The 22,493-nt window shown below is 63.7% G+C and carries 23 protein-coding genes; 12 read left to right on the forward strand and 11 right to left on the reverse strand.

The genetic code is table 11. From position 1 onward, the window contains the following. Window positions 1-169: 169 nt before the first annotated feature. A complete protein-coding gene (locus tag AC1Z32_RS31805) occupies window positions 170-1,552 on the forward strand; it encodes an MFS transporter (RefSeq protein WP_483482802.1) in 1,383 nt (460 codons plus the stop codon). A gap of 54 nt (window positions 1,553-1,606) precedes the next feature. Here the strand turns inward: AC1Z32_RS31805 and AC1Z32_RS31810 are convergent, their stop codons facing one another. Further along, window positions 1,607-2,242 (reverse strand): TetR/AcrR family transcriptional regulator, encoded by a 636-nt coding sequence (locus AC1Z32_RS31810; RefSeq protein ID WP_483482803.1) that lies wholly within the window; start codon window positions 2,240-2,242, stop codon window positions 1,607-1,609. Window positions 2,243-2,409: 167 nt separating this feature from the next. On the opposite strand from AC1Z32_RS31810, the gene AC1Z32_RS31815 reads away from it, so the two are divergent. The 4 genes from AC1Z32_RS31815 (at window position 2,410) to folE (ending at window position 4,308) form a co-directional block, all read left to right on the forward strand. After that, window positions 2,410-2,841 (forward strand): YybH family protein, encoded by a 432-nt coding sequence (locus AC1Z32_RS31815; RefSeq protein WP_483482804.1) that lies wholly within the window; start codon window positions 2,410-2,412, stop codon window positions 2,839-2,841. A gap of 14 nt (window positions 2,842-2,855) precedes the next feature. Then, window positions 2,856-3,299, forward strand: coding sequence for a VOC family protein (locus AC1Z32_RS31820; RefSeq protein ID WP_062609006.1), 444 nt, complete (start codon window positions 2,856-2,858; stop codon window positions 3,297-3,299). 72 nt (window positions 3,300-3,371) lie between these two features. Next, on the forward strand, window positions 3,372-3,575 hold the full coding sequence (locus AC1Z32_RS31825; RefSeq protein ID WP_483482805.1) for a hypothetical protein: 204 nt from the start codon (window positions 3,372-3,374) through the stop codon (window positions 3,573-3,575). Window positions 3,576-3,657: 82 nt separating this feature from the next. Beyond that, entirely contained in the window at window positions 3,658-4,308 is a 651-nt protein-coding gene (folE, locus tag AC1Z32_RS31830; protein WP_483482806.1) for a GTP cyclohydrolase I FolE, read from the forward strand. A gap of 63 nt (window positions 4,309-4,371) precedes the next feature. On the opposite strand, the gene epsC is transcribed toward folE, so the two are convergent. Continuing rightward, window positions 4,372-5,298, reverse strand: a complete 927-nt coding sequence (epsC, locus tag AC1Z32_RS31835; RefSeq protein WP_483483357.1) for a serine O-acetyltransferase EpsC — start codon at window positions 5,296-5,298, stop codon at window positions 4,372-4,374. A 201-nt stretch (window positions 5,299-5,499) separates the two neighbouring features. After that, window positions 5,500-5,733 (reverse strand): hypothetical protein, encoded by a 234-nt coding sequence (locus AC1Z32_RS31840; RefSeq protein ID WP_483482807.1) that lies wholly within the window; start codon window positions 5,731-5,733, stop codon window positions 5,500-5,502. A 283-nt stretch (window positions 5,734-6,016) separates the two neighbouring features. Between AC1Z32_RS31840 and AC1Z32_RS31845 the strand changes: the two genes are divergently transcribed. After that, a complete protein-coding gene (locus tag AC1Z32_RS31845; RefSeq protein ID WP_483482808.1) occupies window positions 6,017-6,625 on the forward strand; it encodes a DUF3005 domain-containing protein in 609 nt (202 codons plus the stop codon). 93 nt (window positions 6,626-6,718) lie between these two features. Here the strand turns inward: AC1Z32_RS31845 and AC1Z32_RS31850 are convergent, their stop codons facing one another. Next, a complete protein-coding gene (locus AC1Z32_RS31850) occupies window positions 6,719-6,871 on the reverse strand; it encodes a hypothetical protein (protein ID WP_483482809.1) in 153 nt (50 codons plus the stop codon). A 194-nt stretch (window positions 6,872-7,065) separates the two neighbouring features. Between AC1Z32_RS31850 and AC1Z32_RS31855 the strand changes: the two genes are divergently transcribed. Beyond that, on the forward strand, window positions 7,066-7,524 hold the full coding sequence (locus AC1Z32_RS31855; RefSeq protein WP_483482810.1) for a hypothetical protein: 459 nt from the start codon (window positions 7,066-7,068) through the stop codon (window positions 7,522-7,524). Between the two features lie 118 nt (window positions 7,525-7,642). Continuing rightward, the gene (locus AC1Z32_RS31860; RefSeq protein WP_483482811.1) at window positions 7,643-8,068 is read left to right on the forward strand and encodes a GNAT family N-acetyltransferase; all 426 of its coding nucleotides are present in this window, start codon (window positions 7,643-7,645) and stop codon (window positions 8,066-8,068) included. Here AC1Z32_RS31860 and AC1Z32_RS31865 read toward each other — a convergent pair. The 3 genes from AC1Z32_RS31865 to AC1Z32_RS31875 all read right to left on the reverse strand — a co-directional run bounded on the left by AC1Z32_RS31865 (window position 8,065) and on the right by AC1Z32_RS31875 (window position 12,496). Next, complete coding sequence (locus AC1Z32_RS31865) at window positions 8,065-9,003, reverse strand: SMP-30/gluconolactonase/LRE family protein (RefSeq protein WP_483482812.1); 939 nt, start codon at window positions 9,001-9,003, stop codon at window positions 8,065-8,067. The genes AC1Z32_RS31860 and AC1Z32_RS31865 overlap by 4 nt on opposite strands. A 109-nt stretch (window positions 9,004-9,112) precedes the next feature. Beyond that, window positions 9,113-10,690, reverse strand: a complete 1,578-nt coding sequence (locus AC1Z32_RS31870) for an aldehyde dehydrogenase (NADP(+)) (protein WP_483482813.1) — start codon at window positions 10,688-10,690, stop codon at window positions 9,113-9,115. A 276-nt stretch (window positions 10,691-10,966) separates the two neighbouring features. Further along, on the reverse strand, window positions 10,967-12,496 hold the full coding sequence (locus AC1Z32_RS31875) for an MFS transporter (RefSeq protein ID WP_483483358.1): 1,530 nt from the start codon (window positions 12,494-12,496) through the stop codon (window positions 10,967-10,969). 285 nt (window positions 12,497-12,781) lie between these two features. Between AC1Z32_RS31875 and AC1Z32_RS31880 the strand changes: the two genes are divergently transcribed. The 3 genes from AC1Z32_RS31880 (at window position 12,782) to AC1Z32_RS31890 (ending at window position 15,564) form a co-directional block, all read left to right on the forward strand. Beyond that, entirely contained in the window at window positions 12,782-13,243 is a 462-nt protein-coding gene (locus AC1Z32_RS31880; RefSeq protein WP_483482814.1) for a universal stress protein, read from the forward strand. Window positions 13,244-13,362: 119 nt separating this feature from the next. Next, the gene (locus tag AC1Z32_RS31885) at window positions 13,363-14,082 is read left to right on the forward strand and encodes a helix-turn-helix domain-containing protein (protein WP_483482815.1); all 720 of its coding nucleotides are present in this window, start codon (window positions 13,363-13,365) and stop codon (window positions 14,080-14,082) included. 165 nt (window positions 14,083-14,247) lie between these two features. Then, a complete protein-coding gene (locus AC1Z32_RS31890) occupies window positions 14,248-15,564 on the forward strand; it encodes an SUMF1/EgtB/PvdO family nonheme iron enzyme (RefSeq protein ID WP_483482816.1) in 1,317 nt (438 codons plus the stop codon). Between the two features lie 78 nt (window positions 15,565-15,642). Here AC1Z32_RS31890 and AC1Z32_RS31895 read toward each other — a convergent pair whose 3' ends face one another. The 4 genes from AC1Z32_RS31895 to AC1Z32_RS31910 form a co-directional block, all read right to left on the reverse strand. After that, a complete protein-coding gene (locus tag AC1Z32_RS31895) occupies window positions 15,643-16,134 on the reverse strand; it encodes a flavodoxin family protein (protein WP_483482817.1) in 492 nt (163 codons plus the stop codon). A gap of 22 nt (window positions 16,135-16,156) precedes the next feature. Continuing rightward, a complete protein-coding gene (locus AC1Z32_RS31900) occupies window positions 16,157-17,293 on the reverse strand; it encodes a branched-chain amino acid ABC transporter substrate-binding protein (protein WP_483482818.1) in 1,137 nt (378 codons plus the stop codon). Window positions 17,294-17,536: 243 nt separating this feature from the next. After that, window positions 17,537-19,744, reverse strand: a complete 2,208-nt coding sequence (locus tag AC1Z32_RS31905) for a TonB-dependent receptor (protein ID WP_483482819.1) — start codon at window positions 19,742-19,744, stop codon at window positions 17,537-17,539. Between the two features lie 250 nt (window positions 19,745-19,994). Continuing rightward, on the reverse strand, window positions 19,995-21,209 hold the full coding sequence (locus tag AC1Z32_RS31910) for a PepSY-associated TM helix domain-containing protein (protein WP_483482820.1): 1,215 nt from the start codon (window positions 21,207-21,209) through the stop codon (window positions 19,995-19,997). 318 nt (window positions 21,210-21,527) lie between these two features. Here AC1Z32_RS31910 and AC1Z32_RS31915 point away from each other — a divergent pair, with 318 nt between their 5' ends. Continuing rightward, window positions 21,528-22,454 carry a sterol desaturase family protein gene (locus AC1Z32_RS31915; RefSeq protein ID WP_483482821.1) on the forward strand — a complete coding sequence of 309 codons (927 nt, stop codon included), beginning with the start codon at window positions 21,528-21,530 and terminating at the stop codon, window positions 22,452-22,454. Window positions 22,455-22,493: the final 39 nt, after the last annotated feature.

Consider the following 22,493-nt stretch of genomic DNA (forward strand, 5'->3'; position numbering starts at 1 on the left):
GATTGGACGCTCTTGCGGGCCGTCCCCACAATTCGAAGCATCGGAAGGCATATCAACAATAAAGCCTTGAAAATTAAATCGGAGACAATAGCGTGAGCCTGCGCCCTACTCGCAATCCATCGATTCGCCGCCTTCAAGCCGCCATGCACGCAGGTATGGAGGCATCGCGATGAGCAACGCCGACGGCATCATCGCTTCCTCGAAGGCCGAACCCATCGCGGAGAAGCGCACGAAGCATCGCTGGATCGTGATGGGACTGATCTTCTGCATCTGGGCGATCGCATGCGCGGATCGCGCGAACTTCGGCATTGCACTGCCTTATCTGAAGAAGGAATATCACATCACCAATACCGAGGCCGGCTTGATCGTGAGCCTGTTCTCATTCGCTTATGGCTTCGTGCAGATTCCCGTCGGCCTGCTTTACAAGCGGCTCAGCGAAAAGACCACGGGCCTGCTGTTCTCCGTCTTCATGATCCTGACTTCGATCTTCACTGGATTGATGGGCACCACGTCATCGGTTTTCTTGCTGATGGCGTATCGCGTGGGGCTCGGCTTGTCGGAAGGGCCGCTCGGCATCGGCTGCACGAACGTCATCAATCGCTGGTTTCCCGCGAAGGAAAAAGGCACCGCGACCGGCCTGTGGATCGCCGCATCGAAGCTCGGGCCGCTGATCGTGCCTTCGGTGTGCATCATCGTGATCCAGTTGTGGGGCTGGCGCGAGATCTTCTATGTGTTCGCGGTGCCGGGCATCGTGCTCGCACTCGTGTGGCTCGTCTTCGTGACGAACTCGCCGGGCGAGAACCGCTTCTGCTCGCCCGCCGAGCGCCGTTACATCGCCGATGAAACGACCGTCGACGGCAACGGCGGCAAGCCGCTCTCCCGCGCGCGAATGACCCCGATGCCTCGCCTCGATGCGATCAACCGCACGAAGCGCGTGCCGCAACTCGAGACGATTCGCCAGGTCTTCGGCTCATGGAATATCTTCGGCATCGCGCTGGGCTATGGCTGCATGATCGGCATCAGCAATATCTTCATCTCGTGGATCCCCACTTATCTCGTCACGGTGAAGGGCTTCGCTTCGGTGAAGATGGGCTTTCTCGCTTCGGCACCCTTCATCGGCGCGGTGACGGGCAACATGCTGGGCGGCATCATCTCGGATCGCCTGCTCGGCGGCCGCCGCAAGCCGATGATGATGCTCGGCGCGTTCGGCACGATGATCATGACCTTCCTCCTGATCGATGCGCCCGACAGCGTCGCGTATCTCGGCGGCGCACTGATGCTGGCCGGTCTGATGCTCGGCATCGGTTTCGCGGGCTACTCCGCGTATCCGATGGGGCTCGCGACGAAGGCCACGTATCCGACGGCGTTCGGCATCGTGAACTCGGTGGGGCAGATCGGCGGGGCATGCGCACCGCTCGCGGTCGGCCTTCTGCTCGACAGCTATAGCTGGACCGCGGTCTTCCTGTACATGGTCGGAACGGCGACGCTGTGTCTGCTGTTGCTCATCAGCGTCGTGGAGCCGATAGCGGAAGAGAAACGGCCAGCGAAGTAATCGAATCGAATGGATCAGATGAATCGCGCCGCCTCGTGCGGCGCGATTTGCATTTCAAAGGCCGTTCTCGACCATATCGAGCAGACGGGCGGCAAGCGGCTCGATCTGCGCGGCCTTCAGACCCTGCAACGGACCTTCGATCAGCAGCAGCGCGAAGCCATGCACCGCGCTCCATGCGAGATATTCCGCGTCGGGCCGGCGCTTTGCATCGAGCGCGCCCGTCTCCGTCATCTCGTCCAGCGCGCGGCTCAGCAGTTGAAACGGATCGAGACCGCTCGGTCCCGCGCCATAGGGCGCGTCGTGCTCGCGCCACTCGGCTTGAGGCGCGGCAAACGCCGTGCGAAACAATCCCGTCTCCGTTTGCGCGAACCGCAGATAACCCGTGCCGATAGCCCGCAAACCCGCGCGCGCCGCATCCGCCCGCCGACGCTTTTTCGGGCGTGCGGCCAGTTCGTTCTCCATCGCCTGAGCGACGAACGACAGCGCCGCCGATCGCACCGCCGACAGCAATTCCTGACGGCTCTCGAAGTGCCGATAGGCCGCGTTCGGCACGACGCCCGCGCGGCGCGTCGCCTCGCGCAGCACGATCGCATCCGGCCCGCCCTCGCGCGCCAGTTCGATGCCCGCGTCGATCAGCGCGCGGCGCAAATCGCCATGTCGATATGTGCTGCGCGGCTTGCCATTTGTCATTTTGATTCGTCGGGCTTTCCCTTATGTGGACACTGTCCATTATCTCTGCTACTTTTTGTGGACGGTGTACACAACACGAAAAATAGTTCTGCATCGGTGCTTGCCGTTGCTTTGTCACGACGCGGCGGCATCGTGTGCAATGCAGGCCGACTCAACAGGAGGCAGCGATGACCCAGCCGAACGATCGTGCGCAAGAGAATGAAGAGGCCGCCCGCATTCGCGAACTGATCGAAGCGTGGCGGCAAGCCGTGCTCGCGAAGGATGTCGACGCGCTCGTCAGTCATTACGCACCGGATGTTGTCGTGTTCGATGTCGTGCCGCCCGCGTCGATGAAGGGCATCGAGCACTACCGCGAAAACTGGCGGCGCTGGTTCGACAGCATGAAAGGCCCGCTCACGTTCGAGATGCGGGACGTGCAAGTCGCCGCGAGCGGCGATCTGGCTTATGCGCACTCCGTCAACCGCGTCGCCGTGGGCGAGCAGGAGGACATCGTGCGCGCCACCGTGTGTTTCAGGAAGATCGGCGGCGACTGGCGTGTCGTGCACGAGCACGCATCGGTGCCGCTCATGATGGATATGGACCCCGACGAAGAGTCATAACGCAAGGAGCAGACATGCAAGTGCAACCCTATCTGTTTTTCGAAGGCCGCTGCGAAGAGGCGATCACGTTCTACCGCGAGAATCTGGGCGCGCAAGTCGTCATGATGATGCGCTACAGCGAAAATCCCGAAGCCGGCAAGGCCGAGACCGCGAGCGGCTGCGGCATTCCGCCGGGGTCCGAGAACAAGATCATGCATTCGGCCTTCACCATCGGCGATTCCATGCTGATGGGCTCGGATGGCATGTGCAGCGGCAAGCCGGATTTCAAGGGCGTCTCGCTCTCGCTCACGGCCAATGACGAACAGCAGGCGGAAAAATACTTCAACGCGCTGTCCAATGGCGGCCAGGTCCAGATGCCGATGACGCAAACCTTCTTCGCGAAGCGCTTCGGCATGGTGGCCGACAAGTTCGGCGTGTCGTGGATGGTGCTCGGCGGAGTCGAGGGCAAACCCGCTTAAACGCGCATAACGACGTCTGGCTGGAACGCCGCTTGCGCGCCTTTCATCGCACCATTCGAAAGGAGACGCGACATGAGCAACTACGCCGGACGTTCCCAGGAAGACCGTATCGTGCAGCGCAAGGGCATAAAGCAAACGTCGCAGGAACAGCCGGGCGGGCCCATGGCCGAGCCCGGCACGGAACCCGACAAGGATCACAGCAGCGGCGTGCTGACGGAGGAAGGCAAGCAGGTTTGGCGCACGGGTTCGGGCATCGATGGAGGCGGAAAAACCTGACACTCATATCGACCTTCCGAAACGTGGAACAATGGCGGGGTGCCGAATGCACCAATTGCACCTTGACTGACAGGAGCTTTCAATGAGCGCCCCGCGCAAAAACCATCTTTCAGGCTCGGACATGCCTGCTGACCAAGCCGATCGTCCGACCCGCGAGGAAGCCGAAGCCGCCGTGCGTGTACTGTTGCGCTGGGCGGGCGACGACCCGCGGCGCGAAGGCCTGCGCGATACGCCGGGGCGCGTCGTGCGCGCCTACGAGGAATTTTTCGCAGGCTACGCGCAAAATCCGCATGACATCCTCGCGCGCACGTTTTCCGAAGTTCAAGGTTATGACGAAATGATCGTCCTGAAGGACATTCGTTTCGAAAGCTATTGCGAGCACCACATGGTGCCGATCATCGGCCGCGCGCATGTGGCTTATCTGCCTAACAAGCGCGTGGTCGGCATCTCGAAGCTCGCGCGTCTCGTCGATGCATTCGCGAAGCGTCTGCAGATTCAGGAGAAGATGACCGCGCAGATCGCCGATACGCTCAACGAGGTGCTGCAGCCGCTCGGCGTGGGCGTGATTCTCGAAGCCGCGCATCAGTGCATGTCGACACGCGGCGTCCATAAGGCGGGCGTTGCGATGGTCACGTCGCGCATGCTCGGCTCGTTCCGCGACGATCCATCGACGCGCCGCGAGTTTCTCTCCATCGTCGGCGATCAAAGCGCGTTCAGCGTGTCGAACACCTGACGCCGTGCGAACGCGGCAGCGCACGCAAAAAAGAAGAAAGGGCCTCGCGGCCCTTTCGTCATTTCATGCGCCGAAACCATTGCCCGGCGCATCGGGGCCGGAGCCTTCGCGGACCTTGCCCTGCGACACGTTGCTGCCCGGCGGCACGCTATGCGTGAGCCACACATTGCCGCCGATGACCGAGCCCTTGCCGATGGTCACGCGCCCGAGAATCGTCGCGCCTGCGTAGATGACGACATCGTCCTCGACGATCGGATGCCGCGCGTTGCCCTTGACGAGCGTGCCGTCGCTCGTCGAAGGAAAGCTCTTCGCGCCGAGCGTCACGGCCTGATACACGCGCACATGCTGCCCGATCACCGCCGTCTCGCCAATCACGACGCCCGTGCCGTGATCGATGAAGAAGCTCGGCCCGATCGTCGCGCCCGGATGGATGTCGATGCCCGTGAGCGAATGCGCGATCTCGTTGATGAAGCGCGCGAGCAGCGGCACGCCGAGCCTGTGCAACGCATGCGCGAGACGATGATGCGTCATCGCCCAGACGCCCGGATAGCACAGCAGAATTTCGGTGATGTGCTGCGCGGCCGGGTCGCCCGTGAAAGCGGCCTGGATATCGCTGACCAGCAGCGCGCGGATCTGCGGCAACTGCATGCCGAACTCGCGCGCGATGGCGAATGCCCGTGCCGAAAGATCGGCTTCGTTGGTCTCGCGATGCTCGGGCAGGAAGCGCAGCGCCCGGCGAATCTGCTCGTGCAGCAGACGCAAGGTGCTTTCGAGCGTCTGCCCGACGTAATAGTCGACGCTCTCGTCGGTCAGATCGGGCGCGCCGTAATGCGTGGGAAAAAGCGCGGAGCGCAGGCCGTTGACGATCCTGACGATCGCCTCGCGCGAAGGCAATTCGCGTATGCCGAGCGGATGCCGCGTGCGATGCAGTTCCTCGCGCGATTCGCGCAAGTCCGCGACAATGCGTGCGAGACCCCATTCCTGTGGCATGTCGCGCGTGGTGTCGTTGGGAGATTCGAGCGGCGGTATGAAGCCAGGCGTGGGCGTGTTCTGCATGTCGGCCATGAAGCGAGAGAAGCGGCCGCCGCGCTCGCGCACGACGGATGAAACGTCAAGCGTAACCGGTTTTGGAGAAGCTTGCCGCCCGGCGGCTCGCGCGCCTGCGTTTCCGATGCTTCATGCGGGTATTGCTCACACGGTGACGTTGCTTGCGTCGATCCAGCGCACGGCCCAGTCGCGCGCGTGCGCGATGGCATCGCCCTCGTTGCGGAATCGCAGGTCGGGCGGAAAGAAACGGTTCGCGACGAGTTCGCCATCGCTCGATCGCGAGATCACCACATACGGCTGGTAGCTGCCATCTCCGGCCCGGGCGGGCGCGCAGTTTAGAAGGTAGCCTCGATGTGAAAAGGCTGCATCGTGTTGCATGAGTCACCTGTGTGAAAGTGCCCTGCTCGTTCGAATGGCATTGCTCTTCTTCGACGGCAACGAGAGACACGTTCTCCTGATTGCTCGCGTCTCACCTGTTGCACTTTGCCGCCGACAGGTTCCAAATAATACTTGCAGGAAATCGGCTTGGGGTTGAAAAAAAAGTCCGAAATATTAGGTATCCGTTAAGGCGCCCTCAGGCAAGGCTCGCGGTTCCGTCGCCATAAAGCCGGAACGAGTCTTGCGGGAGGGTTCGGTCAGTTCAGGTCCAACGGAGCATGCGATGAACAACGCTGAAGCAAACGAGCCGCAAGGCAAGCAGACCCAGCGCACCGCCGAAAGCCCGATCAAGACACCGGCGGCGGAAACGGCTCACGTGAAGATGAGCGATGCGATGAAGGCCGCATCGGGCAGCGAGGCACATGCGGGCGCGGGCGCGAAGACGGAGACATCGAAGGACGGCATGCATGTCGGCCCGCAAGGTCTCTATGAAAAGCCGCCGCGCGGCGTGGATGTCGCCAACGACGACGGCCTCGACGACACCGTCGACGCCGACGCGAAGAGCATTCATGCGCGGCGCGAAGCCGAGATGCGCGCGCGCGAGCCGGACTCCGTCATCAATTCGAATGCCACGCCGGTGAACTACGTGCCCGAACCGGGCGACGGCCTCGGCGGCTTCGACAGCCGTCCCGGCCGCAATGGCGTGCTGCTCGCGCTCGAGCGCGGCTATCGCCTGATCGACCGCGGCATGGTTGCGCCGACGGTGCCGGAGGTCGAGGACAAGGTGCGCTTCGAAGGGCGCGATCCGCACGGCCATACGCTGCGCGGTCGCAAGCATTACGCGCTCAATCATCTGCGGCCGTCGCGGCTGTTCGAACTCGAGCGCAGTTGAAAGAGGCGCATGCCGGGCATTAATGCCGGTCATGCATAAGCAAAGAGCCGCATGGAATATGCGGCTCTTCTAACTTCATTGCGCCTCTCCCTTTTATTTATTTTCTTTTTTCTCTTCATCCGTTTCGATACGTGTCACGCCGCCCGTCGCGGGCGGATCGCTGGCGGGAAACGTATCTTCGACGGCCTTGTCGAGATCCTCTTCATCACGCTCCGAGTGCGGGTTTTGTTCCTTGACGTTGCTCATTACGGGCTCCTTTTGGTCGTTGCTCATCGAGCCGATATGAAGCAACCCGCGTTCCTCGAAGCGGGCACGGCGTATGCGTACCAGCCGGCGAACGATGCGCCGCAGCGCAGCAAACGCAACATAAACGCAACATGCGAGAAGCGGCCGATGAGACCACCGGGCAACGCCCGGCATCGATAAAGGGGAAAGGCCAGATGACAACGATCCACAGCTACGACGCATACCGGCACGAGTCCGATGAAGCGCCGGAACTTCAGCCGACGGCCCGCCACGCAGTCACGCCCGAGCAGCGCTTCACCTCGGCGATCGCCTGTCTCGGCGCCGCGTGGGCGCTGTCGTGGGCCGAGTTCGCGCTGACGCTCGCGATCGGCCTCCCCGGCGATATGTCGAGCCATCCGATCGCCGCGTCCATCGCTTCGCGCGTGCTCGTCGGTTTGCTCTACATCTGCGTTGCTTCGCGGCTGCAGTGGGCGCGCTGGCTCACCATCGTGCTGGGTTTGGTGTCGGTTGCGCTCGTCGCGCCGACGCTCGCGTTGCAATGGCACGTCTTCCCCGCTGGCGCGTTCGTGTGCGGCGTGGGCCTCGTCTGCAAGTTCGCGGCGGCGCTTTATCTGCTTTCGCCGATGCCTGGGCGCATCATCGCAAGGCAATAGCATTCGCAACCGCAGGTTTGCAATCCGCGCGCTGACACTGACAGGCGCGAAGTGTGCATGGAGCACGGCGCATCGATCGCTTATCCTCGGCGCTTCATGAACATCATGGAGCGGCGCGATGCAGTGGACGCGGAACGACTATCGGCTGAGCACGGACATCGATGAATTCGACTTCGATGTCGTGCATCGTTACCTGAGCGAAGTGGCGTACTGGTCGCCGGGCATCGCGCGCGAGAAGGTCGAGCGCGCCGCGCGGCATTCGCTCGCGTTCGGGCTCTTTCTGCGCGACGCGCAGATCGGCTACGCCCGCATGATCACCGACACCGCGACCTTCGCCTATCTCGCCGATGTATTCGTGCTGCCCGAGCATCAGGGCGCGGGCCTCGGCAAATGGATGATGGATTGCGTGATGGCGCACCCCGATCTGCAAGGGCTGCGCCGCATGATGCTCGTCACGTCCGACGCGCACGGGCTTTACGCGCGCCACGGCTTCGCGGCGAGCAGGCATCCCGAGCGCATCATGGAGAGGATCGCCAAGGCTTAGCCGCCTTTCGCGCCCTGCGTGTTGACGTAGAGCGAATAGAGCCCGTGGCTCGCCGCCATGAACAGGCGATTGCGATGCCGCCCGCCGAAGCACACGTTCGCGCAGCGCTCCGGCAAGTCGATGTGTCCGATCGCTTCGCCTTGCGGCGTAAACACGCGCACGCCGTCGAGTTCGGCGTCGCCCATGCCCCAGCCGCACCACAGATTGCCGTGTATATCCACGCGAAAGCCGTCGGGCGTGCCGGCTCCGGCATCGATCAACGGACGCGGCTCGCCGAGCCTGCGGCCGCCGTCGAGCACGTCGAACGCGTAGATCTTGCGCGGCGTCGAGCGCGACTCGACCACATACAGCACCGATTCATCCGGCGAGAACGCAAGGCCATTGGGACCGGTGAAGTCGTCGATCATCATCGTGATCTCGCCGCTCTGGCCATCGACGCGATAGACGCAGGGCTTCAGTTGCGCTTCGTTCTTCTCGCCCTCGTAAAAGCCATCGATGCCGAAGGTGGGATCGGTGAACCAGATGGATCCGTCCGACTTCACGACCACATCGTTCGGCGAATTGAGCGGCTTGCCGTCGTAGCCGTCCGCGAACACGGTAATGGAGCCGTCGTACTCGGTGCGCGTAACCCGCCGCGACAGATGTTCGCAGGTCACGAGACGCCCTTCGCGGTCGCGCGTGTTGCCGTTCGCGTTGTTCGAAGGTTTGCGGAATACGCCGACCTGGCCGCTCTCCTCGTCCCAGCGCAGCATGCGGTTGTTCGGGATGTCGCTCCAGAGCAGATAGCGGCCGTCGCCGAACCAGACCGGCCCTTCGGACCAGCGCGCGCCCTGATACAGACATTCCACCGACGCCGATGCAATGCGCAGCGCGTTGAAGCGCGGGTCCAGCACACGCACGGCGGGGTCGGGATAGCGGCGCGAGTCGCTTGTCATTTTTTCTTGTCTCCGTTGAGAGTGGGCGCGTGGCCTTGCATGACGAACATCGGCCTGGCGAACGAACGCACGATATTCGTCACACGGATATCCGTCAATGCCGGCAAAGTCAGTTCGGCCCGAGCTCCCCATCCCTCAGACGCCAGAGCGAAAGCGGATTGTCCTCCGCGAGCGCCTGTGGCAGCAGCGCGGCCGGCAAATCCTGATAGCACACGGGCCGCAGGAACCGCTCGATCGCCATCGCGCCGACCGATGTCGAGCGGCTGTCGGAGGTCGCCGGGAAAGGCCCGCCGTGCACCATCGCGTAGGACACTTCGACGCCCGTCGGAAAGCCGTTCGCCAGAATCCGCCCGGCCTTGCGCTCGAGCACGGGCAACAGGCGCCGCGCGAGCTCGACATCGTCCTTTTCCATGAGCAGCGTCGCGGTCAGCTGGCCTTCGAGATGGCGCGCGACGGCGATCATCTCGTCCTCGTCGCGGCACACGACGATCACCGAGGTCGGCCCGAAAATCTCGCCCGCGAGCCCGGGCGTCGCGAGAAACTCCTCCGCGCTCACGCGATACAGCGCCGGCAGCGCGCCGCTCGCGGCCGTCCCCTTCACGCCCGTCGCGATGCACTTCGCGGGCGTGGTGTTGCGCTCGTCGATGCCGCTCCCATACGCCGCCGCGATCTGCGCGGTGAGCATCGTCTGCGTCTCCTTCTTCATGATCGCGGTGGCGGCGAGATCGATGAAGTCGTCGAGATCGGGGCCTCCCAGCGCGATCACGAGGCCCGGATTCGTGCAGAACTGGCCGACGCCGAGCGTCACCGAATCGATGTAGGCAACCGCGAGCTTGTCGCCCTTCGCGGCCAGCGCCTGCGGCAGCGCGAACACCGGGTTCACGCTGCTCATCTCGGCGAAGACGGGAATCGGCACCGGGCGCTTCGACGCGATATCGACGAGCGCGAGGCCGCCGCGCCGCGAGCCGGTGAAGCCTACTGACTGGATGGCCGGATGCGCGACGAGCGCCTCGCCGATCGCATTACCCTCGCCGACGACGAGCGAAAACACGCCCTCGGGCAAGCCGCTGTCCGCGACCGCCTTCTGCACCGCGCGCCCGACGAGCTCGGACGTGCCCAGATGCGCCGGATGCGATTTCACGACGACCGGACACCCCGCCGCGAGCGCCGACGCGGTATCGCCGCCCGCCACCGAAAACGCCAGCGGGAAGTTGCTCGCGCCGAATACGGCGACCGGCCCGACCGGAATCTTTTGCAAACGCAGGTCGGAACGCGGCAGCGGTTTTCTGTCCGGTTGAGCCGAATCGAGCGTGGCGGCAAGCCAGCGGCCCTCGCGCACGAGCGATGCGAACAGGCGCAACTGTCCGACCGTGCGGGCGCGCTCGCCCTCGAGACGCGCCTTCGGCAGTGCCGATTCGGCCATCGCGCGCTCGATCAGCGTGTCGCCGAGCGCGATGATGTTGTCCGCGATCGCCTCCAGAAACTGCGCGCGCGTTTCGAGCGGCGCGTGGCGGTAGTCGTCGAAGGCGGCCTCGGCGAGCTCGCACGCACGCGCGACTTCCGCCGCGCCGCCGCCGCCGAACGCGGGCTCGAGATCGGCATTGCGCGCGGGGTCGAACGCGCGGAGCGTGGCATCGGTGCCCCGCACGGCCGATGCGCCGATCAGCATGTCTCCGGTGATCTTCATGTCAGCTCCTCATCTCTGTTGGCGATGAACGGCGCTCGCGTCGCGCGGCCGTCCTCAATGCGAGTGACTCGCGGCCCGCGCAAGCGTTCCGCGCGAGCCGCCGTCGAGGGCGGTGAAGCAAATGCGGTGCGCGGTCGATATCGGCGGGAATCGCGGCGTGAATCCGCGGCGTGAAGCGCACAGCGTCAACGCGCGGCGGACCCGCTGCGCGAAAGCGGTCCGCGCCGCGACGCAAAAACTATAGGCGGGGCGAACCGCTTGTCAAAGGTGCGGCCTTCAGGACTTCGGCACGGGCGTCGCGTGCTTCCTGAATGTAATGTGTGCGATGCGCCGCACCAGCAGCACCGCCACGAGCGCCGCGACGGCCGTCAACATCACGCCGATGTGGATCGATTGCACGAGCGCGTCGCGCGCGGCGTCGAAGAGCGCGGGCGCATCGAGGCCGGCGGCCGTAAGCTCCCCGAGAATGCGCTCGCGCAAGGCTTCGTCGACGAGTATGCGCGGGTCCGACAGGCGCGGCAGCCATTGCGTCGACACCGGCGCGCCGAGCACGCTGACCGTGCGCCCGACGACGTTCGCATAGTGATGCGCGACGATCGTCCCGACGATGCTCGTGCCCATCATCCCGCCGACCATGCGCGTGGATTGCAGAAGCGCTGTCGTGATGCCGAAGCGCTCGCGCCCCGCGATCTCCTGCCCGAAGATATTCATGTTGTTCAGGATGAAGCCCAGGCCGATGCCGGTCGCGGCCATCGGCAACTCGATCCACACGTGCGGCGTCGAGGCGCGCGCGAACGCCAGCGCGACCGATGCGAAGAGGAGCAGCGTGAAGCCGATCGACAAAATGTTCACCGGCTTCTTCATGTGAATGACGATGCGCGTGTTGATGAAGCTGCCGAGCGCGATGCACGCGGCGATCGGCGTCGCGAGCAGACCCGCTTCCTGCGGCGACAGGCCGAAGCCGCCCTGCAGCATGAGCGGCGCGAAGAAGATGAGCGAGAACATCACGAAGCCCGCCATGAAAGACAGCGTGAAGAGCGTGTTGAGCTGCGCATCGCGGAAGATGTCGAGCGGGATCATCGGATGCGTCGCGCGGCGTTCGCAGATCAGGAGCGCGACGGCGCACACCGCCACGCCGATGCCCAGCGCGATATTGCCGGTGGTGAGGCCATCCTGCGGCAGCGCTTCGATCAGCGCCTGAAAGCCGCCGAGCACGAGCGCGACGAGCACGGCGCCCGTCCAGTCGATCTTCACGCCGCCCTCGCGCGCTCTATGCAGGTTCGGCAGATGCGACCAGATGAAGTAGAGCGCCGCCGCGCCGACCGGCAGATTGACGAGGAAGGTCGAGCGCCAGCCCCAGTGCTGGCTCATCCAGCCGCCGAGCGACGGCCCCGCCGCCGTGCCGATGCCGTATGCCGCCGCCAGCACGACCTGCCAGCGCACGCGCGTGCGCGGATCGGGGAACAGATCGGGAATCGATGCGAACGCGGTGCCGACCATCATCCCGCCGCCGACGCCCTGCAACCCGCGCGCGAGCACGAGAAACAGCATGCTGGGCGCGAGCCCGCACAGCACCGACGCGACCGTGAACGTGATCACCGCCGCGATCACGAAGCGCTTGCGCCCGAAGTAATCGCCGAGCCGCCCGAACACCGGCACCGTGACGACCGACGCGAGCAGATAGGCGCTCGCGATCCACGCGTAAAACTCGAAGCCGTGCAGCTCCGCGACGATCGACGGCAGCGCGGTGCTGACCACGGTCTGATCGAGCGCCACGAGCATGTTGACGAGGCCGATGCCGAGCATCGCGTAGAGAGCGGTTTTGAACGGTAAAGCAGGCGGCGTTTGGGTCACGGTCGGGCGGGATGGCTGGAGAAATGCTAAAAAGAGCTCGCGCCGGCTGAGTTTTAAGCGGGCGCTGGTGTCGGGGAACCACGAATTGTACGGCCTGCCTTGCGCTGGATCGACTTATCGCAAAAAAGTAATGCTGCGGTGCAAGGCATGCGCCCTATGATGCGAGGCATCCGTCGCAGCTCAACCTTGCATGGGGCCGGGGTCGGCGCTGCCGCGCCGCACTTTGAGGAAATCGCCATGTTCAAACGCATTCTCGTCGCCATCGATGGCAGCCGGACTTCCGAGCGCGCCTTCGAGGCCGCGCTCGATCTCGCCGTCACGCACCAGGCGATCGTGCAGCCGTACTACGTCGTCGATGCGGGACCGATGTATCTCGACGTGCCCGGCTACGATCCCTCGTCGCTGCACACGAGCCTGATGGAGCAAGGCGCGGCGCTCGCGCACGACGCCGCCGACCGGATGAAGGCGCGCGGCATCGCCGGCGAAGTCGTGACCGTGGAAGCGACCGCGAGCGACGACGTCGCGACGCTCATCATCAGGGCGGCGGACGCCTTCAACGCCGATCTGCTGATCATGGGCACACACGGGCGCAAGGGCTTTCAGCGTCTGATTCTCGGCAGCGTGGCCGAGCGGTGTCTGCGTCAGGCGACGCTTCCGGTGCTGCTGATCCCATCGGCTGCGGGCGAGCCATTGGAATAATCAACCGCCTGAATCATAAAAGTTTGACGGATTGCCTGGCTGCGTCATTTTTCCGCGCGGCTGGGCCGGTGGCCTATGGGACAATCGATTTTGTCATTCATCAACAAAATGAAGCCCAAATGACCGCCTTGTCCGACCTCTCCCACGCGCGGCGCAATTCGGCGCACTGCTCGACCTGTGCAATGCGTCATCTCTGCATGCCCGAAGGCCTCTGCGCCAACGACATCGCCAAGCTGGAGAACATCATCTCCGTTTCGCGCAAGATCAAGCGCGGCGATGCCCTCTTTCGCGCTGGCGACCGCTTCGATTCGCTGTTCGCGGTGCGCTCCGGGTCGATCAAGACGGTCGTCACGCACGACGGCGGCCGAGAGCAGGTCACGGGTCTGTTGCTCGCGGGCGATGCCCTCGGCTTCGAAGGCATCGAGGAAGGCCAGCATACGTGCGATGCCATCGCGCTGGAAGACAGTTCGGTCTGCGTCGTGCCCTACACGCTTTTCGAACGCATGTGCCGCGAAACCGACGCGCTCCAGCGCCGCCTGCACCGCATGATGAGCCACGCGGTGAATCGCGAGGCGAATCACGTCGCGAGGCTCGGCATGCTGCGCGCCGACGAGCGCGTCGCGCGGCTGCTGCTGGATCTGTCCTCGCGGCTTTCCAAGCGCGGGTATGCGTCGTCCGAGTTCACGCTGCGCATGACGCGCGACGACATGGGCAGCTATCTCGGCATGACGCTCGAAACCGTGAGCCGCACGTTGTCACGTTTCGACAAGGCGGGGCTCATCGAGACGCAGGGCAAGTTCATCCGCATCCGTGACTTCGACGCCCTGCGCGCCGTCTGACGCTGCATTGCCCGCGATTATTGCGTCTGCGCGAATAATCGCCGCCCATATTTCGGTTGGCACGCCGTTCGCTACGGTTTAGTCTCTTTTGTTCGGCCAAAGCGAGCGCCCGGCGTTCGCTTTGGTCAAATGCGAGCCATTGGCCAGCCACGGAGATTGGGCGACATGAACCGCGAACCTTCCCTGCGTCATCCGCTGCTCGAGCGCCTCGCCGAAGCGCGCCGGGTCACCGACGAGCTTTTCGACGTCGTCAGGCGCGAGCACCTTTACGACAGGCCGATCGCCGAGCGGCACCGCATCGTGTTCTATATCGGGCATCTCGAAGCCTTCGACCGCAATCTGTTCGACAAGCGGATCTTCGATCTGCCGAGCCCGAACCCCCGCTACGACGAGCTTTTCGCCTTCGGCATCGATCCGGTGGACGGCGGCCTGCCGACCGATCAGCCGTCCGACTGGCCCACCCTCGACGAAGTGCACGCGTATCGGGACAAGGTACGCGCCGACATCGACGCGCGCTTCGATCCCATCAAGATCGCCGCAGAACCGCTTTGCGCCGATGAATCGCCCGTGAAGCTGCTCGAAGTCGCGATCGAGCATCGCTTGATGCATGCCGAGACGCTGGCGTACATGCTGCATCAATTGCCGGTCGATAGAAAAAATGCACCATCGGACGCCCGTTCGGAGCGTGAGTCGGATCGCGCGCTCGTGCACGAATCGGTGCGCGTGCCGGCGGGCAGCGCAACGCTCGGCCTGACACGAGAAAGCGGTCGGTTCGGATGGGACAACGAGTTCGGCGAGGAACGCATCGACGTGCCCGCGTTCGAAATCGACCGCTATATGGTCACGAACGCCGATTATCTGCGCTTCATCGACGCGGGCGGCTACTGGGACCGCGCGCATTGGGACGACGCCGACTGGGACTGGAAAGAGGAAGAGCGCATCGCGCATCCGGCCTTCTGGATTCCCTTCGACGGCGACGACGGAGAAGGCGCATGGAAGCTGCGCACGATGTTCGAGGACATTCCCCTGCCGCCCGACTGGCCCGTGTATGTGAGCCATGCGGAAGCGAAGGCGTATGCGCGCTGGGCCGGCAGATCGTTGCCGACCGAGGCGCAGTGGCAACGCGCGGCAATCGGCGCGCCGCGCGTCGCCGAAGGCAACTTCGATTTCCGCCGATGGGACCCGTCGCCGGTGCAGGCGCATCCGGAGAATCGCAGCGAGTTCGGCGTCGAGGGACAGTTCGGCAACGGCTGGGAATGGACGTCGACGGAATTCGGTCCGCTGAAGGGCTTCGAGCCGTTTCCGTTCTACCTCGGCTATTCGGCGAATTTCTTCGACGGCAAGCATTTCGTCATCAAGGGCGGCTCGCCGCGCACGGCCGCCTGCATGCTGCGGCCGAGTTTCCGCAACTGGTTCCAGGCGCATTACCAGTATGTGTATGCCGGGTTCCGGTGCGTGAAGAACTTGACTGATCAAGCATAGTCCGAAGAGCAATATCGGCGCGGGCCTGACGCCGGCCAGCCTCTCGAATCGTAGAGCGAAGCCGGCGCGGACGCTGCGTCAAAACACGCCAAGCGACAGACCCGCCGCCAAACCCGCGCCGAGCTCCGCGCAGCGCGCGAGGTCGGCGCTTCCGATGACCTTGGGCGCCAGAATGCGCTCGGGCGTCTGTGCATGCGTGCAGACGATGATGGCTGGCGCCACGGCGTTGAGACGCCATCCTGTGGCAATGCGTTCGATCTGACGCAATGCGCCTTGTCCGTCGCTGCCCGCGCAGATCATCGCCGCATAGGGGCGGCCGTTCACACGATCGAGCGCCGGGTAATAGCAGCGATCGAAGAAGTCTTTCATCAAGCCCGACATAGTCGCGAGGTTTTCCGGCGTCGCGAATAAATAAGCACTTGCCGAGAGGACGTCGTCCGGTCCTGTTTCCACGGCCTGCTTCAATTCGACCGAGACATCAGGCTCGCCGCGCGCAGCGCTAGCCGCGGCTTCAGCCATTTGTCGCGTGCCGCCGGTCATCGTGTGATAGACGATCAACAACGTCTTCATAGGCGCTCAGGGGCGATTCCCTTCACTTCTCCGCGCCGATGGTCGTCACCGGTTGCCATTTCATCGACTTGACCTGATAAAGCGTCGACGTCGGACTATTCAGGTCACCGTATTTATCGAAGGAGATATGCCCGGTGATGCCGTTGTATTGCATCGTGCGCAGCGTTTTCATGAAGACATCGGGCTTCACGGAATTCGCCTGTTTCATCGCGGTGATAGCGAGCCACGCGCAGTCATACGCGAACGGCGCATAGGTCAGCGTATCCGCGCCGAAGCGCTTCTTGAACTTTTCCGCAAACGCGCGGCCTTCGGGCAATGAATCGACGGGCCGGCCGTATTCCCAGGCCATCGCGCCTTCGGCCGCGGGTCCCGCCGAACTGATGAACACGCTATCGGCGATCCCGCCGCTTCCGACGAACTGCGCGCGTATGCCGAGCTGCTTCATGCGCTTGACGATGAGGCCCGCCTGGCCATCGAGGCCGCCGAAATACAGGAGGTCGGCGTTGGCCGCCTTGATGTTGGTCAGTTGCGCATTGAACTCGACGGCCTTGTCGTTGGTGTATTCCTCGGACACGACCTGGCCACCCGCTGCCTGCACGGCCTTCTTGAATTCCTCGACGGCGCCTTGTCCGAACGCCGTCCGGTCGTCCATGACCGCGATCCGCTTCGCCTTCGTGACCTTCACCGCGTAGGTGCCGGCGTTGCCGGAGTTCTGCGTGTCCGTCGCGATGATGCGGAACACGTTGTTCAAGCCCTGGCGCGTGATCGCCGGATTCGTCGCCGCCGGATCGATCAGCGGAATGCCCGCTTTCGCGAAGATGGGCGAGGATGGAAGCGCGACGCCGGAGTTGTAATAGCCAACGACGGCAACGACGCCATCGTCGACGAGCTTCTGCGCCACCTGAACGCCTATGCGCGGGTCACCCTGATCGTCGACCGATGCGAGCTCGAACTTGACCGGCTGCCCATCGATCTTGATGTTCTGGGCGTTCGCCTCTTCCACCGCCAGGCGCACGCCGTTTTCTATGTCCTTGCCATTGGCCGCGCCCAGACCGGTGAGCGGCGCGGAAACGCCAATGCGAACGCTTTGCTGTGCGCCGGCGACGAGCGGCGCGATACAGAGCGCCGATGCCGCGATGAGGGAAAGAAGCGTTTTCATGACCGAGCACTCCGTTCAGAGGAAGTCATACGTTCGAGCCGGCATCACGATGCCTGGACCGGATTGAGCATCTGACGCAAATTTCGTTCATAACGCTTGCGATTCGGCTCACTATAGCGTCATTGCGAAGCTATCTCGATAGCGATAAGCCCGAATCGCCAGACCTGAGCGATCGGGCGCGCCAAAAGCAAACGCCGCGGTTCTCACGAACGCGCGGCGTTTTTGTCGCTCTGGATGAGACGCTCAGAAATCCGTCGTCATCGAGAGAAGCACCGTGCGCGGCGCACCCTGCGTCAGATAACCGCCGATCGTCGACGACCAGTAGGACTTGTTCGCCACGTTCAGCACGCTCGCGCGAAAGGTCGTCGGCTTGCCGAACAGCACGGTCGCGTAACGCGCGCCGAGATCGAAGCGATCCCACGCGGGGATCGACAGCGTGTTCGTCACGTTCAGATACTGCGAGCCCGTGTGGATCCAGCGCGCCGTCAGCGTAAGGCCGTTCAGCACCGGCACGTCGTATTCCGCGTTGACGTTGAACATCATCGTCGGCACGCCGATCGGCTTGTTGCCGTCTGTCGTGCCCGCGTTCGTATCGTATTGCGTCGCGTGGATATAAGTCGCGCCCGCGATCAGGCGCACGCCGTGCACCGGCTCGCCGTAAATCGACGCTTCCAGCCCGCGATGCCGTTGCGTGCCGTCCGCGACGAAGATGTTCGCGCTGTTCACGAAGGTCAACGGCTTGTCGATCTGGAACGCCGCGAACGACGCGCCATACTGGCCGTTGTCGTACTTCGCGCCCACTTCCCACTGCTTCGACTTCGCGGGCGGCAACTGCTCGCCGAAGTTCAACGCGGTGTTGGGCGCGGCATCGCCGATCGTCAGCGCCTCGCTGTGGTTGGCGAACAGCGCGACATCCTTCATCGGCTTGACGACGAGACCGAAGACCGGTGTCGTGATCGAGTCGTTGTAGTTCTTCGTCTGCACGCCGGTGTAGTCGTAGTTGTTCGTCAGCAGTTCCTGATAGCGCGCGCCGATCGTGAACAACACGCGATCGTTGAGGAAGCCGAGCGTGTCCGAAACCGCGACGCTGCGCATGAGATTGAGCGATGTCGTCTGCGGGTCCGAGAGATTGCCGCCCGTCAAGATGGTCGGCGGAAGCGGCACTTGCGGCGTGTCGTAGATGCTCGTCGGGAACGCGCTGCTGAACGTGAACGCCGACTTCGAATCCACGCGCACGATCGACGCGCCCGCCGTCACGAAGTGCGACACCGGCCCGGTATTGAAGTGGCCGCGCACGCCCGCTTCGGCGGACGTGCCGTCTTCCTTGTGTGGCACGCCGAGCGCCGTGGCGTTGGTGCTGCCGTCCGCCAGGATGTTCGGCGACGAGTATTGGCCGTGCTCGTCGGTGTGGCGCGCGCCGCCCGTGATGTATGCGGTCCAGCCGGGCAGGAAGTCGTATTCGGCGCGCAGGATGCCGACCGTGTCCTCGATCGAACTGAAGCTCCAGGTTTGCGCGTAGTTATACGTGGCCGACGGCGGCTCCGGAATGAAGTTCGCGAAGTCGTTGACGGTCGGCCGCCCGCCGTTGATGCGCTGGCGCTGATACAGGAAATCGCCGTAGAGACGCAGCTTGTCGCCGCGCCAGTCGAGCGACACGGCCGTCGTGTTGTCGCGGCGATGTTCGCCGTCGATGCTCGTTTCGCCGTCGTGGTTCGCCTGATTCACGCGGATGCCGAACTGCCCTTCGCTGCCGAAGCGCCGGCCGATGTCGATATGCGCGCCGATCTCGCCCGACGCCGAGCCATCGAGCGTTACGCGCGTGAGCGGCTTGTCGTCCGCGCGCTTCAGTTGCAGGTTCAGCCCACCGCCCACCGAGGAACCGGTCGGCGACGCGCCGTTCAGAAACGCATTCGCGCCCTTGAACACGTCGACGCGCTCGAGCGCATCGGTCGCGACGAGCTGACGCGGTGTGATGCCGTAGAGACCGTTCAGCGACACGTCGTCGCCCTGAAGCTGGAAGCCGCGAATGACGTATGTTTCCGCGAAGTTGCCGAATCCATACGCAGTGCGAACGGACGGATCGTTCGCGAGGACATCGCCGATCGTGCGTGCCTGCTGGTCCTCGATCAGCTTCGACGTATACGTCGTCATGCTGAACGGGACGTCGATCATTTTCTGCTGGCCGAGCACGCCGAAATCGGCGCCACGCGCGACCTGGCCGCCCGCGAAGGTCGGCGCGAGATCGCCGGGCAGTTGCTCTTTCGACGCCTGAACCTTGACCGCTGGCAGCGCGCTCTCCTGAGGCGCGGCGGCGGCGTTGCTGCCGGTGTCGGCGGATTGCGCGTGGGCGGACAGCGAAAAGACCATCGCAACGGCTGCGGCGATGACGGCGCGATGAGCGAGCGCCTTCACAGGCGCGGCCTGCGAGGTGTGACGACGGGAAACGGACATGAATGCGGAAACTACGATGTTGGTCGGTCTTCCGTCCCGGGGCGCGAATGGAATCCGGGCGGCATTGTTGTGAGTCGCAAGACCGGGCGCAAAAGTGCGTGACGGCGGGACTACGTTATGCGCGGATTATAGAGTAAATAAGAGTCGTTATCATTCAAGAATGAAACGATTTGTTTGCGCGCAACATCCCACCCAACTCGGGGGTGCCCATAGAGCTTTATTCGATGACGCTCCGATTACTTCGATGGTGTCAGCGAGCCCCCGCCGCCGTCCGCGCGCTCGCGACCGCCGCCGAATGACGGCGCGCCGAGCGCTTCCTGAACCAGATGATGAGGCCCGTCGCGCTGAGCACGGCGACCGCGATGCCCACCGCGCTCACGAGGATGCGTCCGCCGATGCCCGCTATGCGCCCGGAGTGCAGCGGAAACTGCGCCTGCATGAAAATGTCGCCGGCGGAGCCGCGGCCCGGAATCGACGATCCCGCGAGCGCGCCCGTCTGGCCGTTGTAGTAGAGCCAGGCGTTGCCGAGACCCATGTCGCCATGATCGCGGCCGGGCGCGAAGAAGCCCACGCCGTAGGCCTTGAACATCGGTGCGAAGTAGAGCGCGCCCATCGGTTCGGTCAGGTGTTCGCGCTGCGCGTCGCGGGCGGCGGCGGCGAGAATCTGCTCGCGCGTTGCGAGCGGCTGGCCGGGCGGCCCGGCGCGCAACAGATCGTTGTTTTCCGTGAACGATGGCTGGAGCTTCGAGAACATCGACACGACCGGGCGCATCACCGGTTCGGCGAGATTCATCGAAATGGACGTCAGCGCCATGATCAGCAGCAGGCCCCAGATCCACACGCCGCCCGAGCGATGCAGGTCGAACGTGAGCGCGTAACCGCCGCGCTTCACGCGAAACGCGAACGACTTGCGCCATGCCTTCACGCTCGGAAACGACAGAATCAGCGCGATGCCGCTGTCGAAGAACCACAGGATGCCCACGATGCCGATCAGCCATGTGCCCACATCGAAGCCGCCGACGATCGGCAGATGCAGCGTGTAATGCAGCTTGTAGAGGAACGGCATCAGGTCGATGCGCGCGAGCGACACCGCGCCCCACATGCGCTGCGCCTGCACCTGGCCGGTCGCGGGATCGACGGCGATCTGGTTGTACGCGACATCGAACGGCGCGTTCGTCGCGGGATTCGTGCGCGGCATCACCATCATCTGCGCGGTGTGCCCCGGCTCGACGCCGAGCGGCATATATGTCACTTCGACGCGCGGATCGGCGGCCTCGACCCGCCGCGCGAGTTCGAGCGGCGGCAGCGCGGGGCCGTTGGTGCGGGCGTGGAAGAACGTCGGATTGAGGAGCGCGTCGATTTCGTGATCCCACGCGATCAACGCGCCCGTGAGACCCGACACGAACAGAAAGAGCGCGGTCGCGACGCCGAGCCAGCGATGCAGGCGAACCAGAACCGGTCTCATGCCCGCGAATCCTCGGAGCGGTAGTCGTGCGCGACGGCGATCATCTCTTCGACGTGATGTAAATAGGAATTGTTCGCAATTATAGCGAGCACCGACCGGGCGTACAAGCTTCTCGTAAGCTGCTTACCCATGTTTAGTGCGCGGTGTCGAATTCCGGCGCGACATACATCGACATAACTCGTCTGAAACGCCCGTCCCTTGTGCGACAAGGCTTTGCGGGCGGCACGTGACATTCCATGAAATAGTTTGTGCGTGGTTTTTAACCTGGCCGATCGCCAGAATGGGTTCATTCGCAACCACCCACCAAGGCGAACAATCATGGAACTGGAACTGCTCGGAAAAATCTCGCTGTACGCGATGGGCATCGTCCTCGCCGCGTCGATGATCGAAGCCGTCGTCCTGCACTTCAAACAGAAGGGCACCGACAAGCCCTTCGACTGGCACGAGACCTGGCTTTCGCTCGTCGATCTCGTCGGCCACAAGCTGCTCAGCCTGATTCCGTTCACGCTCGCGACGCCGGTGCTCAACTTCGCGTGGGAGCATCGCATCCACACCGTCACGACGAGCACGGCGCTCACGGTCTTCCTGCTCTTCATCGGACAGGAGTTCTGCTACTACTGGTATCACCGCTTCTCGCACACGATCCGCTTCTTCTGGGCGAATCACGCGGTCCATCACTCGCCGAACCAGTTGACGCTGTCCTCCGCGTATCGTCTCGGCTGGTTCACCAAGTTCATGGGCTCGTCAGTCTTCTTTACCCCGCTCGTGTGGTTCGGCGTGAAGCCGGATGTGGTGCTCGCGGTTGTGTCGATCAACCTGCTCTATCAGTTCTGGCTGCATGCGACGTGGATTCCGAAGCTCGGCTGGCTCGAATACGTGCTGAACACGCCTTCGGCGCATCGTGTGCACCATGCATCGAACGCGACGTATCTCGATGCGAACTTCGGCGGCGTGCTGATCATCTTCGACCGTCTGTTCGGCACCTATGTGGAAGAGCGCGCTGAGGAGCCCTGCGTCTACGGCCTCACGACGCCGGTCACTTCGCATAACCCGATCGTCGTCGAGTTCCAGCACTGGGTCAGTCTCGCGAAGGACATGTTCAACGCGAAGAGCGTGTCGGATGCGGTCGGCTTCCTGCTGCGTCCTCCGGGCTGGCTGCCGAACGGCGAAGGCCAGACGACCGAAGAGCTGCAGAAGCGCGCAGTCCAGGCGATCGAACAACAACCGGCCCACGCTGGCCACTAAGAACGGCATCGAAGCGGTACTTCCGAATCCCGATGACCG

The sequence above is a fragment of the Caballeronia sp. 11_S32 genome (assembly GCF_056930355.1).